This window comes from Mitsuaria sp. PDC51 (assembly GCF_900113225.1).
Lineage (GTDB): Bacteria > Pseudomonadota > Gammaproteobacteria > Burkholderiales > Burkholderiaceae_C > Roseateles.
The window spans coordinates 335,439-347,752 of the sequence record NZ_FOZE01000002.1 but is presented as its reverse complement, the minus strand read 5'-3'; the positions used below and the strand labels follow the sequence as shown (position 1 = coordinate 347,752).

At 71.3% G+C, this 12,314-nt stretch carries 12 protein-coding genes; 3 read left to right on the top strand and 9 right to left on the bottom strand.

Annotated elements, in window-relative coordinates; translation table 11 throughout:
* Nucleotides 1–27: 27 nt before the first annotated feature.
* From BM393_RS12950 to hemP, 8 genes are all read right to left on the bottom strand, one after another.
* On the bottom strand, nt 28–1,482 hold the full coding sequence (locus BM393_RS12950; protein ID WP_254783438.1) for a DUF2325 domain-containing protein: 1,455 nt from the start codon (nt 1,480–1,482) through the stop codon (nt 28–30).
* Nucleotides 1,483–1,494: 12 nt separating this feature from the next.
* The gene (locus BM393_RS12945; protein ID WP_091726363.1) at nt 1,495–2,337 is read right to left on the bottom strand and encodes an energy transducer TonB; all 843 of its coding nucleotides are present in this window, start codon (nt 2,335–2,337) and stop codon (nt 1,495–1,497) included.
* A complete protein-coding gene (locus BM393_RS12940) occupies nt 2,334–3,122 on the bottom strand; it encodes an ATP-binding cassette domain-containing protein (RefSeq protein ID WP_091726358.1) in 789 nt (262 codons plus the stop codon). Before BM393_RS12940 ends, BM393_RS12945 begins: the two co-directional genes overlap by 4 nt.
* On the bottom strand, nt 3,122–4,195 hold the full coding sequence (locus BM393_RS12935; RefSeq protein ID WP_091726353.1) for an iron ABC transporter permease: 1,074 nt from the start codon (nt 4,193–4,195) through the stop codon (nt 3,122–3,124). The genes BM393_RS12940 and BM393_RS12935 overlap by 1 nt, the downstream gene beginning before the upstream one ends.
* Nucleotides 4,196–4,217: 22 nt before the next feature.
* A complete protein-coding gene (locus BM393_RS12930; protein ID WP_091726348.1) occupies nt 4,218–5,099 on the bottom strand; it encodes a hemin ABC transporter substrate-binding protein in 882 nt (293 codons plus the stop codon).
* A complete protein-coding gene (locus BM393_RS12925; RefSeq protein ID WP_091726343.1) occupies nt 5,093–6,187 on the bottom strand; it encodes a hemin-degrading factor in 1,095 nt (364 codons plus the stop codon). Before BM393_RS12925 ends, BM393_RS12930 begins: the two co-directional genes overlap by 7 nt.
* Nucleotides 6,188–6,202: 15 nt before the next feature.
* Nucleotides 6,203–8,428: a TonB-dependent hemoglobin/transferrin/lactoferrin family receptor gene (locus BM393_RS12920; RefSeq protein ID WP_091726337.1), complete on the bottom strand. Its 2,226-nt coding sequence runs from the start codon at nt 8,426–8,428 to the stop codon at nt 6,203–6,205.
* Between the two features lie 151 nt (nt 8,429–8,579).
* The gene (hemP, locus tag BM393_RS12915; protein WP_091726334.1) at nt 8,580–8,804 is read right to left on the bottom strand and encodes a hemin uptake protein HemP; all 225 of its coding nucleotides are present in this window, start codon (nt 8,802–8,804) and stop codon (nt 8,580–8,582) included.
* 202 nt (nt 8,805–9,006) lie between these two features.
* On the opposite strand from hemP, the gene bfr reads away from it, so the two are divergent.
* Both bfr and BM393_RS12905 read left to right on the top strand, forming a co-directional pair.
* The gene (bfr, locus tag BM393_RS12910; protein WP_067068504.1) at nt 9,007–9,483 is read left to right on the top strand and encodes a bacterioferritin; all 477 of its coding nucleotides are present in this window, start codon (nt 9,007–9,009) and stop codon (nt 9,481–9,483) included.
* Nucleotides 9,484–9,713: 230 nt separating this feature from the next.
* Nucleotides 9,714–9,953 (top strand): bacterioferritin-associated ferredoxin, encoded by a 240-nt coding sequence (locus tag BM393_RS12905; protein WP_091726330.1) that lies wholly within the window; start codon nt 9,714–9,716, stop codon nt 9,951–9,953.
* A gap of 142 nt (nt 9,954–10,095) precedes the next feature.
* On the opposite strand, the gene BM393_RS12900 is transcribed toward BM393_RS12905, so the two are convergent.
* Nucleotides 10,096–10,368: a hypothetical protein gene (locus BM393_RS12900; RefSeq protein ID WP_091726326.1), complete on the bottom strand. Its 273-nt coding sequence runs from the start codon at nt 10,366–10,368 to the stop codon at nt 10,096–10,098.
* 188 nt (nt 10,369–10,556) lie between these two features.
* Between BM393_RS12900 and BM393_RS12895 the strand changes: the two genes are divergently transcribed.
* Nucleotides 10,557–12,188 carry a gamma-glutamyltransferase family protein gene (locus tag BM393_RS12895; protein ID WP_091726322.1) on the top strand — a complete coding sequence of 544 codons (1,632 nt, stop codon included), beginning with the start codon at nt 10,557–10,559 and terminating at the stop codon, nt 12,186–12,188.
* The last annotated feature ends 126 nt before the right edge of the window (nt 12,189–12,314 follow it).

The following is a 12,314-nucleotide window of genomic DNA, read 5'->3' as shown; positions in this document are numbered from 1 at the left end:
CGGGCGGCTACATGGCTCAGGCTGGACTCAGTCTTGAGGACCCGACTGAGTGACCGTCGCTTCCGCGGCGTCAGCCTGACCCAGTGAGCCGAGCGCTCGGCGCAGACCGCTCGCGCTCGGCTTGTCCACGAAGACGCATTGCTTGTTGTGCCGCTTGCAATGGTCCTTCACGCGCCAGTACGCGTCGTGGCTGATGCAACCGGTCTGGCAGATCACCAGGTCCGCGGCCGCCAGGCTCGCGTCGAGCTTGGACACCGCGTCCTCCTCCCCGCCGTCGTGATGCAGGAAACGGCCGCCGGTGCGCTCGATCAACTGGCGGTAGATCGGCACCACTGCCGGCCGGCCGCCGACGCACAGCACCGAGCGCTCATCCAGCGACGGCAGCGTCGACGTCGTGACGTCGTGCGCTTCCCGGATCGGTGGCTGGAACTGCCGCTCCGCCAGCGCGAGCGCCTGCTGCAGCTCGTCCGCGCGCCGTTGTTCGCGCTCGGCCTGCTGGCGGGCGGTCAGCAGCGCTCGCTCCAGCTGATGGATGCGCTCCTGCTGCGTCTGCAGATGCTTGGCCTGTTCGTGCCGATGCCGCAGTCCCGGGATGCTGTCCTCGAGCTGCTGCAGCTCCTCGCGCAGCCCCGCTGCCAGGGTGTCGCGCGCCATCAGCTCGCCGCGCAGGCGCAGGCATTCGGCCTGCGAGGCTTCGAGCTCGCGTGCCCGCTCGGCCAGCAGGCGCGTGCTGCGGGACTGGGCCTGCGCCAGCTCGCGCGTGAGGACCGCGTGCTCGTCCTGCAGTTCGTCGAGCCGCTGCAGGTCCGCGCGATTCGCGGCGCCGACCTGGTGCTGGAGCATGTGGATGTCGCGCAGGATCTGCTCCTGCAGCGCGGCGTCGCAGCGCGCATGCGTCAGCGCACCCCACAGCGCGCCGCCGACGTCGTTGCCCTGCTGCGCGGCATGCCACCAGCGCGTCAGCGCCTCCGCGGTCTTGTGCTGCGACGACTGCCGCAGCGCGATCGCGAAGCGCTGGTCCAGCTCCTTCTGAAGCATCTCCGACACCGGCCCGCGCCGCGCGCACTCGTTGATCGCGCCGCAGTGCATCTCGTAGTCGTTGCTCAGGGCCTGACCGCCGAGCAGCTTGCCCAGCTTGCGGCGCAGCACCGGCATCGGCAGGCACACGCCGATCACCGGGCACAGGGCCTGCGACGGCAGTTCCCACAGGCGTCGACGGCGCGAGCCGCGCGGCACCGGCGTGTCCTCGGCATTCGGCGCCGCGGTCGACGCGGGAGCCTCGCCGCGTGCCAGCGCCTGCGCGAGCGGAAGCCCCGCCACCGCGGCGGGCACGGCCTCGCCTTCCTGCATGAAGACGCCGGCGCCAGTCACCGGGCTGCGGGTCGCCATCGGCAACGGGGCGTCGCCCGGCGCCCCGCCGAGGCCGGCGTCGGCGCGGGCCAGCAGGCTCAACAACGAAGGGGAAGTGGACTTGTCGCACATGGCGAGGACTCCTTACTGCAAGGGGGCGGCCTGGAGCGCGAAGCGCACCGGGTATTCGATCCAGCTCGCCAGGCGTTGGTCGCCGCGGCGGGCCGGGGTGTACGGGCAGGACTCGGCGACGCGACGCGCCGCTTCGTCGAGCAGGCGCCAGCCGCTGCCGCCAGCGATGACGACCTCGGCCGCGCGCCCCTCGGGATCGACCTTCACGCGCAGTCGGACCAGGCCCTGGATGCCGCGATCGCGCAGCAGTGCTGGGTAGTGGCGGGCCGTCTGGCGCTCGCTGCACAAGCGGTGATCGGCGGGCAGCGTGGCGGGGAGGTCGGTGGCAGTCGGTGAGGGTGGCTGCACCACGGCGGGCAGCGGCGCCACGGCCGTGGTCGTTGTCGCCGCCGCGGCTTGGCGCGCGGGCATGGCGTTCGTGTCGACAGCGACCGTGGCGCCAGCGGCAGGGGCGGTGGCCGTGCTGGTGGCGCTGCTGGCGCCGGTGTTGGTCACGCCGCTGGCCACAGGGGTGTCCAAGTGCGATGAGGCTGGCGGAGAGAGCGGGGGAGTCGCGGCGATCTCGACGAGGGGCGGCGGCAGGTCGGGAACCGGCGCTGCATCGAGCGCGGAGCGCGGCAAGGCGATCGGCGACATCGTGGTCGCCGATGGCGCCATCGCGGCGGCGGCGGACGTCGTGGTGAACGGCAGCAGCCGCGCGCTGATGCCCGTCGGCGCCATCGAGACCGGCGCGGAGCGCTGCGGTGCGAAGGCGCTGGCGAGCGCGAGCAGCATCGCCGCGTGGACCGCAGCGGTCATCGCCCAGCCGCTCCAGCGCGGCGCGAGTCCGTGCAGGCGCAGTGCGGGCGCGGTCACGCGCGCGCTCCCGTCAGGTGGCCCAGCAGCGGCAGGATCGCGAGCCCATGGTCGTCGGCCAGCAGGCGCAGCTGCGTGTCGTAGAGCTGCTCGAGCAGCGGCAGCGTCGACGGCAGCGCGTCGCAGTCGGCCAGCATCCGGCCCGCTTTCAGCAGCCAGAGCCGGTCGAAATGGTTCAGCGCCAGGTTGAGGTCGTGCAGCACCGCGACCAGCGCATGGCCGCGCGCCGCGGCGAAGTCGGACATCGCGGCCATCAGCGAGACGCTCAGGCCGGGGTCGAGCGCGGCGACCGGCTCGTCGACGAGCAGCAGCCCGTCGCGCGCATCCCAGGCCTGCGCGAAGACGCGCGCCAGCTGCACGCGCGCCTGCTCGCCGCCGGACAAGGTGTCGAAGCGGCGGCCGTGCAGGTGCTCGGCCTGGGCGTGCGTCAGGGCCTCGCGCACGATCCGGTCCTGCTGGCCATCGCCCTGACGTGCCACGCGGCCCAGGGCGACGACCAGCTCCACCGGTAGCCCGAAGGCGACGCCATGCTGCTGCGGTAGCACCGCGCGGCGTCGCGCAAGGTCGGTCGGTGACCACGTGGCCAGCGGCCGTCCCTCGAAATGCAGCAGGCCGGCCGAGGGACGCAGTTCCCGCGCGATCAGGCGCAGCAGCGTCGACTTGCCGGCGCCGCTCGGACCGAGGATCGCGATGCGCTCGCCGGGCTCGACGCGCACCGTCACCGGCCCGATCGCCGTGCCGCCGAGCGTCACGCGCACGTCCTGCAAAGTCAGCAGCGAGGCCATCACGCGCTCCCCATGCGACGCACCGCGCCGCGCAGCAGGACCAGGAACCACGGTGCGCCGATGAGCGCGCTGAACACGCCCACCGGGATCTCCGCCGGCACCGCGAGCGTGCGCGCGAAGCTGTCCGCGACCACCAGCAGCAAGGCGCCGGCCAGCATGGCGTTGGGCAGCACCCGGCGCTGGTCCGCACCGACGAGCTGACGCGCCAGATGAGGCGCCATCAGGCCGATGAAACCGATGCTCCCGCACCAGGCCACCGCGAGCGCCGACAGCAGCGCGACCATGCCGATGCATTGCCAGCGCAGCCGCTCGACGTCGATGCCCACATGCGCGGCCGCCGCCTCGCCGAGCGCAAGGGCGTTCAGCCGCGGGGCGATACGCAGCGCGAGCGCCCCCAGCACCAACAGCGCTCCGCCCATCACGGCGGCCATGATCCAGTTCGCGCCGGCCAGCGATCCCAGCGTCCAGAAGTTGATCGCGCGCAGCTGCTCGTCGTTGGCGATGAAGCTGCACAGGCCGACGATCGCGAAGGTCATCGCCTGAAGCGCCAGCCCGCACAACAGCAACGCCGCGATCGACCCGGGCGCCAGCCAGCGCGACAGCCGGTCCAGCGCGAAGCACACCGCCAGCGCGCCGCAGAAGCCCACCAGCGGCAGCAACCACAGGCGCACCTCGGCCGGCAGCGCGGCGTGCAGGCCGGCGAAGACGGTGAGCGTCAGGGCGACCGCCGCCGCCGCGCCGCTCGTAACGCCGAGCAGGCTGGGCTCGGCCATCGGATTGCGGAACAGCGCCTGGCTCAGCGCGCCGGCCAGGCCGAGCGCCGCGCCGACCGCCAGGGTCAGGCCCAGGCGCGGCAGTCGCAGCTGCCACAGCACGTGCGCGCCACCGGTCTTGGGCGCGTCGCTCCAGGGACCGTTCAGCCAGTCGGCGGCCGAGATCGGCACCGCGCCGAACTGCACCGCCGCGAGGACCGCCAGCACCAGCGTGAGCGCGAGCAGCACCGGTCGCGACCAGGCGCGGCGGACCGGCGCCACGGCGACCGGCGACGGCAGGGCGGATCCGACGGTGCTCATCGCGTCGTCCGTCGATCGACGTTCACGCCGGCTGGCCCGTGCCCGCCGGCGCATGCAGGCCCCGCGCCAAGGCCGCCAGCGCCTGAGGCGCGCGCGGTCCGAAGCCGAGCAGCGCCATCGTCTCGAGGACGAGGACGCGTCGATGCTGGCCCGCCGGGGTCTGTGCCAGTCCAGGCAGCTTCAGCAGCCCGTCGACACCACCGCTGGCCTCCACGCCTTGCGTGGTCGCCAGGATCACGTCCGGCGCTGCCGCGATGGCCGCCTCGGGCGAGAGCATCTTGTAGCCCTGCGTGTCGCCCAGCGCGTTGACCGCGCCGGCGTAGCCGATCATGGCGTCCGCCGCCGTCGCGGCGCCGGCGATGCGCGCCTGGTTGGCCGCGTTCGACAGCACGAAGAGCACGCGCGGCGGGCGGTGTCCGGCGGCGAGCCGGGTGACCTGCGCGCGGCTGGCCGTCCACTCGGTCTGCAGCTGCTGGGACAGCGCCGCCGCCTGTTGCGGGCGACCCAGCAAGTCGCCCAGGCGCCGGGTGCGATCGAGCACGCCGTCGAAGCGGTGCTCCGCGCGCAGCACGTGCAGCGGCACCTGGGCCGCCTCCAGCTGGCGCAGCACCGCGGGAGGGCCGGCCTCCTCGGTCGCGACGATCATCGTCGGGGCCAGCGACAGCAGCCCCTCGGCCGCGAGCGTGCGCGCATAGCCGACATTGGGCAGCTTCGTCGCCGCCGCCGGATACAGCGAGGTGCTGTCGACGCCGACGAGCTCGGCCTGCGCGCCCAGCGCGTAGATCAGCTCGGTCAGCGCGCCGCCGACGCTGATGACGCGCCGCGGCGCGGCCAGCGCCGGACCGCTGATCGTCAGCAGCGCCGCGGCCGGCGCCAACGAGAGCAGGTCGCGGCGGCTCAGCATGGCACCGCCTCCGGCGCGCCCTCGACCAGGCTCTCCAGGAGATTGCGCCAGTCGCAGCGCTCGGCCTGTCCCGGCTTGCGTTCGCCGAACAGCATCGCGATGGTGCGGCCCTCGGCATCGAACAGCTCCAGCGAGCACACCAGACCGTCCACCGTCGGCTTGCGCACCAGCCAGGCCGCGGCGATGTGGTCCTCGCGCAGGTGCAGGTTGAAGCCCGGGTCCAGCACGTTGATCCACGGTCCCATCATCGCGACCTTGTTCACCGGGCCGCTGTGGATCTGGATCATCCCGGGATTGCCGACGAAGACCATGAGCGAGACGCCTTCCTGCGCCGCGCGGCTGAGCAGCTCCTGCGCGCTGGACGGCGCCACCGGCTGGGCGAAGCGCGGCTCCGCCAGGCGCAGCGCCTGCGTGCGGCTCAGGCCGTGGCGCCGGAGCAGGCCGAAGAAATCGTGGGTGTCGCGCAGCGAGGCCCATTCCGCGCGGAAGGCGGCGACGTCGACGCGGGCATCGGGCGTCGGCGTCGGTTCCCGCCAGGCCTCGCCGGGCTCGAAGCCGGGCTGTTGATCCTCGGCCAGGAAGCGCGCGACGAGCGCCTCGTAGGCGGCCAGGTCGCTCTCGGGCTTCATGAAGACCTTGTGGATCGCCTGCCCCGCCGCGTCGAAGAACTGCAGGCTGCGTTGCACCGCGCCGTCGGACAGGCGCTCCGCCACCGCGAAGCCGTGGCGCCAGTGGCTGTAGAAGACGCGCAGGTCGATCGCGCCGCCCAGCACCAGGCCGACCAGGCGCTGCGGCCCCTGCGCGCTGACCTCGCGATAGACGCCGACCTTCTCGTGCACGCAGGACTCGTTGCGGGTCAGCGCCATGACGGGGCCCAGCGGCTCGAGCGCGGCGACGAGGTCCTGCCAGTCGGCGCGCAGCCGGCGCGCGCGCAGCGGGGACTCGTCCTCGGCGAACGAGCCGGCGTGGGCCGCGAGCAGCTCGCCTTCGGAAATGCTCAGGGCGCTGGCGATGTCGCGGTGGCGGGCTTTGCGCTCATGGCGCGCCGTGGCGAAGGCCTGGCGCAGTGCGGTGAAGCTGGCATGCATGGGAAGAGCTCCTGATCAGAAATCGGCGCGCAGCGACACCTGCACGGCGCGGCCCGGGGCGGTGAAGGCGTCGACGACGGCCAGGCCGGCCGCGTTGCCGGCCGCGCCCTGGACGTCGCTCCAGCGCCAGTACTTCTTGTCGAAAAGGTTGGTCACGTAGGCGGCCAGCGTCCAGGTCGGCGAGAGGCGGTAGCTGCCGCCCGCGTCGACGACGTCGTACTTCGACGGCGCGTACTGGGTGGTGCGCGGCGCCACGTAGATGTCGGACGGCTTCTTGCCCGAGCTGTGGACCCAACTGGCGTTGGCCGTCCACGGGCCCGATTCGTAGCGCACGCCGAGTTGGCCGCGCAGCGGCTGGACGCTGTTGAGCGGGCGTCGCTCGCCATTGAAGTCGCTGTGGCCGCGCGACTTCGCCACGGCGGCGTTGAGGCTCAGCCCCGGGCGCAGGTCCCAGACCGCGCGCGCCTCGACGCCCTTGATGCGCGCCCGCGCGAGGTTGACGTACTGGAAGATCGCCGGGTCGGCCGGCGTCAGCGAGCCGCTGACCTGCTCCTGCGAGATGAAGTCGCGGTAGCGGTTGTCGTAGGCGCTCAGCTGCCAGCGCAGGACCTGCTCGAAGCGCCCGCGCAGGCCGAGCTCCCAGCTGGTCGAGTGCTCGGCCTTCAGGCCGGGATTGGCGATGGAGCGGTAGCCCTGCAACGGGTTTTCGAATCCGCTGTTGACCTGGTCCGGCGCCGGCGCCCGGAAGCCCTGCGCCCACTGCACGTACGGCTGCAACGCCGGCAGCGCGCGCCAGATCACGCCGACGCGCGGCGTCACCGCGTGGTCGCTGAGCGGGGCCGCGTTGCCGCTGTAGCCGGCCGACTTCGGCTTGAGCTTGTAATGCTCCAGGCGCAGCGCCGGAATGACGCTGAAGTCGCCCGCCTCGATCTCGTCCTGCACGAAGGCGCCGGCCAGCGTGTAGGTCGTGTCGGGGAAGGGCTTGCTGGGGAAGGTCTCGCCCGCGGGCGGCACGGTGCCGTCGCGCACGCCCTCGATCGTGTTGCGGCTCACGTCGACGCCGTAGCTCAGCCGCTGGCTGGCGAGCTGCGTCTGCGCCTGCGCGCTCAGGCCGACCAGGCGCTCCTTGTAGGTGCCCAGCCGGGTGCGGTCGGCGGCGCCGTTGCGGTCTTCGAACGAGAACTGCCGCGTCTCGCTGTCCTGCACGTACAGGTGGGTGGTCGCCTGCTGCAGCCAGGTCGCGTTGAGGTCCTCGTAGCGGTGTTCGATCGAGGCGCGGGTGCGCTCCGACCGGTCGCGCGCGGTGAGGCCCAGCACCGCCGTGGCCGGCAGCGTGCCGCTGGCCGGCGGCGCGGTGATGGCGCTGAGCACCTCGGTGTCGACCTTGCGCTCGCGATGTTCCAGCGTGCCGCTCAGCCGGTGGTTCGCGTTGACGCGATAACCGACCTTGGCCATCACGCTGTTGCTGTCGACGTCGGCCGGGTTGGGCCGGGTCCGGTTGGCGTTGCGCGCGTCGTTGTCGCCTTCGTTCTTCGTCTCGTGACCGCGGCGGACGGTGGCCTGCACCAGGCTGCTCCAGTCGCCGCTGCCGAAGGCGACCGCGGCGCTCGCCTGCCGGGAGTTGTCGACGCTCGCCGCGCCCAGGCGCGCGAAGCCGGCGAAGGTCTTGCCATTCACCAGCAGGTCCTCCGGCGACAGCGTGCGCAGGCTCAGCGCGCCGGCCAGGCCGTCGCTGCCGTAGGAGGTCGAGGTCGGGCCGCGCAGCACCTCGACGCTCGACAGGCTGTTCAGGTCGACGAAGTCGGCCCGGCCGCTCGCGAACGCGCCGAACGCGTAGCCCTGCGGCAGCCGGATGCCGTCGACCATCATCAGCACCCGGTTGCCCTCCAGGCCGCGGATGTTCAGGCCCTCGTTGCCCGGCCGTCCGGTGGATGCGCCGGCGGCGGTGAAGCGCGGCGCCGTCGCCTTGACGTCGAGATCGACTTCGTCGGACAGCAGGTCCTTGAGGTCGCGCGCATCGCGGCGCTCGAGCTGCTTGCGGTTCTTCACCGTGACCGTGTTGGGCACCGCGTCGATCGAGCGTTCGGTGCGGGTCGCGGAGACGGTCAGCTCGCCGAGCGGCTGGGGGGACTCGGCGGTCGGCGGGTTCGTGGAAGCCGGCGTCTGGGCGAAAGCCGGCGGGAAAGCCAGCGGAAATGCCAACGACAGGGCGAGCGCGACGGGCGTCGGGCGCAGGTGCATGGTGTCGAAATCCTTGTAGTTCTTGGATCTCGCACGGGCTGGCGCGGCGCGGGCTGGTGCGGGCGGTCCTCTCGGACGGCCGGTTCGGGGCAGGGGAACGGAACGGGACGTGAGCGGCGGGGCGGTCCTCGGCCGGCCGCCGCTCAGCGGGTCACTTGGTCAGGATCAGCTTGCCCAGCGACGTCACGCGCAGGCGGTAGAGCTGGCCGGCGTGCTCGATCTCGACCTCGCGGTCATTGCCCATCAGCGCCTGGCTGCTGATGCGCCGGCGCTGGACCAGCGGAGCCGCTTCACGCGGCGAACCTGCGGCGACCCGGGCGCCATCCAGCGCAACGGCTTGCAGGGCTTCGATGTGGGAGTGGTGATGGGCATTCATGCGAAGCATCTTAATGAGAACCATTCGCAATAGCAACCGAGAATCGCGGCGATGGCTTTTTTCTTGATCGATGGCGACTCGCCGGAGCGAGGAACGTGCTGCGAATACTTCGCATGCAGAGCGGACGGGGCGGGTCTTGTCCCCATTCGTCGTAGGGATGAGGACAATGCGCGCCATTCCGTACGATTTCCAGGAGAAGAACATGAAGGGCGATGCCAAGGTCATCGAGTACTTGAACGCGCAGCTGAAGAACGAACTCACCGCGATCAACCAGTACTTCCTGCATTACCGGATGCTCAAGAGCTGGGGCTTCGAGAAGCTGGCCAAGCACGAGTACGCCGAGTCCATCGAGGAGATGAAGCACGCCGACAAGCTGATGGATCGCATCCTGATGCTGGAAGGCCTGCCGAACCTGCAGGACCTGGGCAAGCTGTACATCGGCGAGAACGCCGTCGAGGTCCAGCATTGCGACCTGAAGATCGAGATGGGCAGCCATCCGCTGCTGAAGGAAGCCATCGCCTATTGCGAGTCCGTGCGCGACTACGTGTCGCGCGAGGTCCTCGAGGAGATCCTGTCCGACACGGAGGAGCACATCGATCATCTGGAAACCCAGATCGAGCTCATCGCCCAGGTCGGCGAGCAGAACTGGCTGCAAAGCCAGATGGGCGACGCCAGCTGAACGCCAGCCACGCCCATCCTGGGGCCCAGCCGTCGCCAGGGACCCCGAAGCCCCGCTTGCCGGGGCTTTTTTTCGTCCGCGCGTCGGCGCAAGGCGGGGTGGTGGAGGCGCCGTGTCGCAGTTCACCGACATTGGCCGGACGCCGCGCAGGGGCTCTGTGACCTAATTGAGAGGAATTCGCGTTTGCGTTAGTATCGCGGCCATTCCAGGTTCATTCCTGTTTCGCCGCCATGATCGTCTGCCTCTGCCACCGAGTTTCCGACCGCGACATCCGCCGCACCGTGGCCGATGGCGTGCACAACTTCGAGGTGCTCCAGGACGAGACCCAGGTGGCGTCGGCCTGCGGCAGCTGCCACGACTGCGCCCGCGAGATCTTCGATGAAGCCCGGCGCGCCTGCGCCGCCGCGCACGGCGTGACCTGCGCGAGCAGCGCCCGCGTCATCCCGATCGCCCAGATGGCCGCGGCCTGATCCAACGTCGGCACGCGGCCTCCAGGCCGCTTCCGGCCAGGCGCCGGACAAAGCAAAACCGCAGACCGGTCACCCGGTGCTGCGGTTTCTTTTTTTGGAATCGCCGAGGACGTCGCCAGCGACGTCCTCACGCCATCACCGCTTACTTGGCGGCGGAAGCGCCTTCAGCGGGCTTCTCGGCCTTCTTGTGGGTCTTGTGCGTCGCCTTCTCGCCGGTGGCCTTCTCGCCGGCGGCCTTGTGGTGCTTGGCGGTCTTGTGCTCGGCCTTGGCATCGGAGGCCGGGGCGGTCGTCGCGGCCGGAGCGGCCTGGGTCGCGGGCGCGGCCGGGGTGGTGGTGCCTTGGGCCATCGCGGCGCCGGCGATCAGCAGGGCGGGAATCAGGGCCAGGGTCTTGACGGTCTTGAAGGCTTGCATCTGGTTTACTCCAGCAGGTTGAACAAGGTGAGCGAACAACGACGCCGCATGTGTGTGTGTTGACATGGGTTCGCAGCTTTGCAATGGGTTACGCAATCCGCACGGGTCCTTCACGCGCCAGGTCTTGCGCGCTGTCGGCGGCGACGGCCATCGGGCAAGATGCCCCGCACCCCTACAGGAGACATCCCATGACCGCCCCCGCCCATGCCTTCGACTGGACCCGCGGCTACCCGAGCCAGCGCAGCCCGGTCTTCGCGCGCAACGTCGTGTCGACCTCCCACCCGCTGGCCGCGCAGGCGGGACTGCGCATCCTGGGCCAGGGCGGCAACGCGGTCGACGCGGCCATCGCCACGGCCGCCTGCATGACGCTCGTCGAGCCTTGCAGCAACGGGCTCGGGTCCGACGCCTTCGCCATCGTGTGGGACGGCCGGTCGCTGCAGGGACTGAACGCCTCCGGCATCGCGCCGCAGGCCTGGACCCCCGACTACTTCGACCGCAAGCACGGCGTCGGCAACGCGATGCCGCGCCGCGGCTGGGATGCGGTGACCGTGCCCGGTGCGGTGGCCGGCTGGGTCGCGCTGAGTGAGCGCTACGGCAAGTTGCCCTTCTCCGACCTGATGGCGCCGGCCATCGAGATCGCCGAGCGCGGCTATGCCGTGCCGGTGATCGTGCAAAGCAAGTGGCGCATGGCTTCCGAAGTGGCGGACCTGGTCGCGCAGCCCGGCTTCGCCGAGGCCTTCCTGCCGCGCGGACGGGCGCCCGAGGTGGGCGAGCTGTTCCGCTTCCCCGGCGCGGCGCGCACGCTGCGCCTGATCGCCGCGACCAAGGGCGAGGCCTTCTACCGGGGCGAGGTCGCCGAGGCCACCGCCGCCTTCGCGCGCGAGACCGGCGGGGCGATCACCGCCGCGGACTTCGCGGCCTACGCGCCGCAGTGGGTCGACACCATCTCGATGGACTACGCCGGCCACACGCTGCATGAGATCCCGCCCAACGGGCAGGGCATCGCGGCGCTGATCGCGCTGGGCATCCTGAAGCAGTTCGACATCGGCGCCTTGCCGGTGGACTCGACCGCGTCGCAGCACCTGCAGATCGAGGCGATGAAGCTGGCCTTCGCCGATGTCTACCGCCATGTCGGCGATCCGCGCACGATGAAGGTCCAGGTCGCCGAGCTGCTGGATCCGGGCTACCTGGCCAGCCGCGCCAAGCTCATCGACATGAAGCGCGCGCAGGACTTCCAGGCCGGCAATCCGGTCAAGGGCGGCACCATCTACCTGACCGCCGCGGACGAGAGCGGCATGATGGTCAGCTTCATCCAGAGCAACTACATGGGTTTCGGCTCAGGCGTCGTGGTGCCGGGCTACGGGCTGTCGCTGCAGAACCGCGGCCACGGCTTCACCCGCGAGGCCGGACATGCCAACGTCGTCGCGCCGGGCAAGCGGCCGTTCCACACCATCATCCCGGCCTTCCTGATGAAGGACGGCCAGCCGCAGATGAGCTACGGCGTGATGGGCGGCAACATGCAGCCGCAGGGCCACCTGCAGACGCTGGTGCGGATGCTCGACTACCGCCAGCATCCGCAGGCCGCCTGCGACGCGCCGCGCTGGCGCTTCAACGAAGGCCTGTCGATCAACGTCGAGCCCTCGATGGCGCCGCAGACCATCGACGGCCTGCGCGCGCTCGGCCACCAGATCGGCGACATCCACGACAGCTACCAGGACTTCGGCGCCGGGCAGTTCATCTGGCGCCTGGGCGATCCGGCGGTGGAGGGCTACGTCGCCGCGAGCGACCCGCGCCGCGACGGCGCCGCCGCGGGCTGGTGAACGGCGACTCCCGGGCTGGCCGCCGGCGCCCGGGTTCCCCTGTCTTTCCTCACTTGTGGCAGCCGCAAGGGCGCTGATAGCATCGGCGCCTTCTTCCTCCCCGGAAGCTCTCACGCCACGATCCCC

Excerpts from the sequence above, each read along its gene's own strand:
- BM393_RS12900 (WP_091726326.1), bottom strand. The coding sequence starts at position 10,368 with ATGCAAGCCTTCAAGACCGTCAAGACCCTGGCCCTGATTCCCGCCCTG.
- bfr (WP_067068504.1), top strand. The coding sequence starts at position 9,007 with ATGAAGGGCGATGCCAAGGTCATCGAGTACTTGAACGCGCAGCTGAAG.
- BM393_RS12950 (WP_254783438.1), bottom strand. The coding sequence starts at position 1,482 with ATGTGCGACAAGTCCACTTCCCCTTCGTTGTTGAGCCTGCTGGCCCGC.
- BM393_RS12935 (WP_091726353.1), bottom strand. The coding sequence starts at position 4,195 with ATGAGCACCGTCGGATCCGCCCTGCCGTCGCCGGTCGCCGTGGCGCCG.
- BM393_RS12905 (WP_091726330.1), top strand. The coding sequence starts at position 9,714 with ATGATCGTCTGCCTCTGCCACCGAGTTTCCGACCGCGACATCCGCCGC.
- BM393_RS12920 (WP_091726337.1), bottom strand. The coding sequence starts at position 8,428 with ATGCACCTGCGCCCGACGCCCGTCGCGCTCGCCCTGTCGTTGGCATTT.
- BM393_RS12925 (WP_091726343.1), bottom strand. The coding sequence starts at position 6,187 with ATGCATGCCAGCTTCACCGCACTGCGCCAGGCCTTCGCCACGGCGCGC.
- hemP (WP_091726334.1), bottom strand. The coding sequence starts at position 8,804 with ATGAATGCCCATCACCACTCCCACATCGAAGCCCTGCAAGCCGTTGCG.
- BM393_RS12895 (WP_091726322.1), top strand. The coding sequence starts at position 10,557 with ATGACCGCCCCCGCCCATGCCTTCGACTGGACCCGCGGCTACCCGAGC.
- BM393_RS12930 (WP_091726348.1), bottom strand. The coding sequence starts at position 5,099 with ATGCTGAGCCGCCGCGACCTGCTCTCGTTGGCGCCGGCCGCGGCGCTG.
- BM393_RS12940 (WP_091726358.1), bottom strand. The coding sequence starts at position 3,122 with ATGGCCTCGCTGCTGACTTTGCAGGACGTGCGCGTGACGCTCGGCGGC.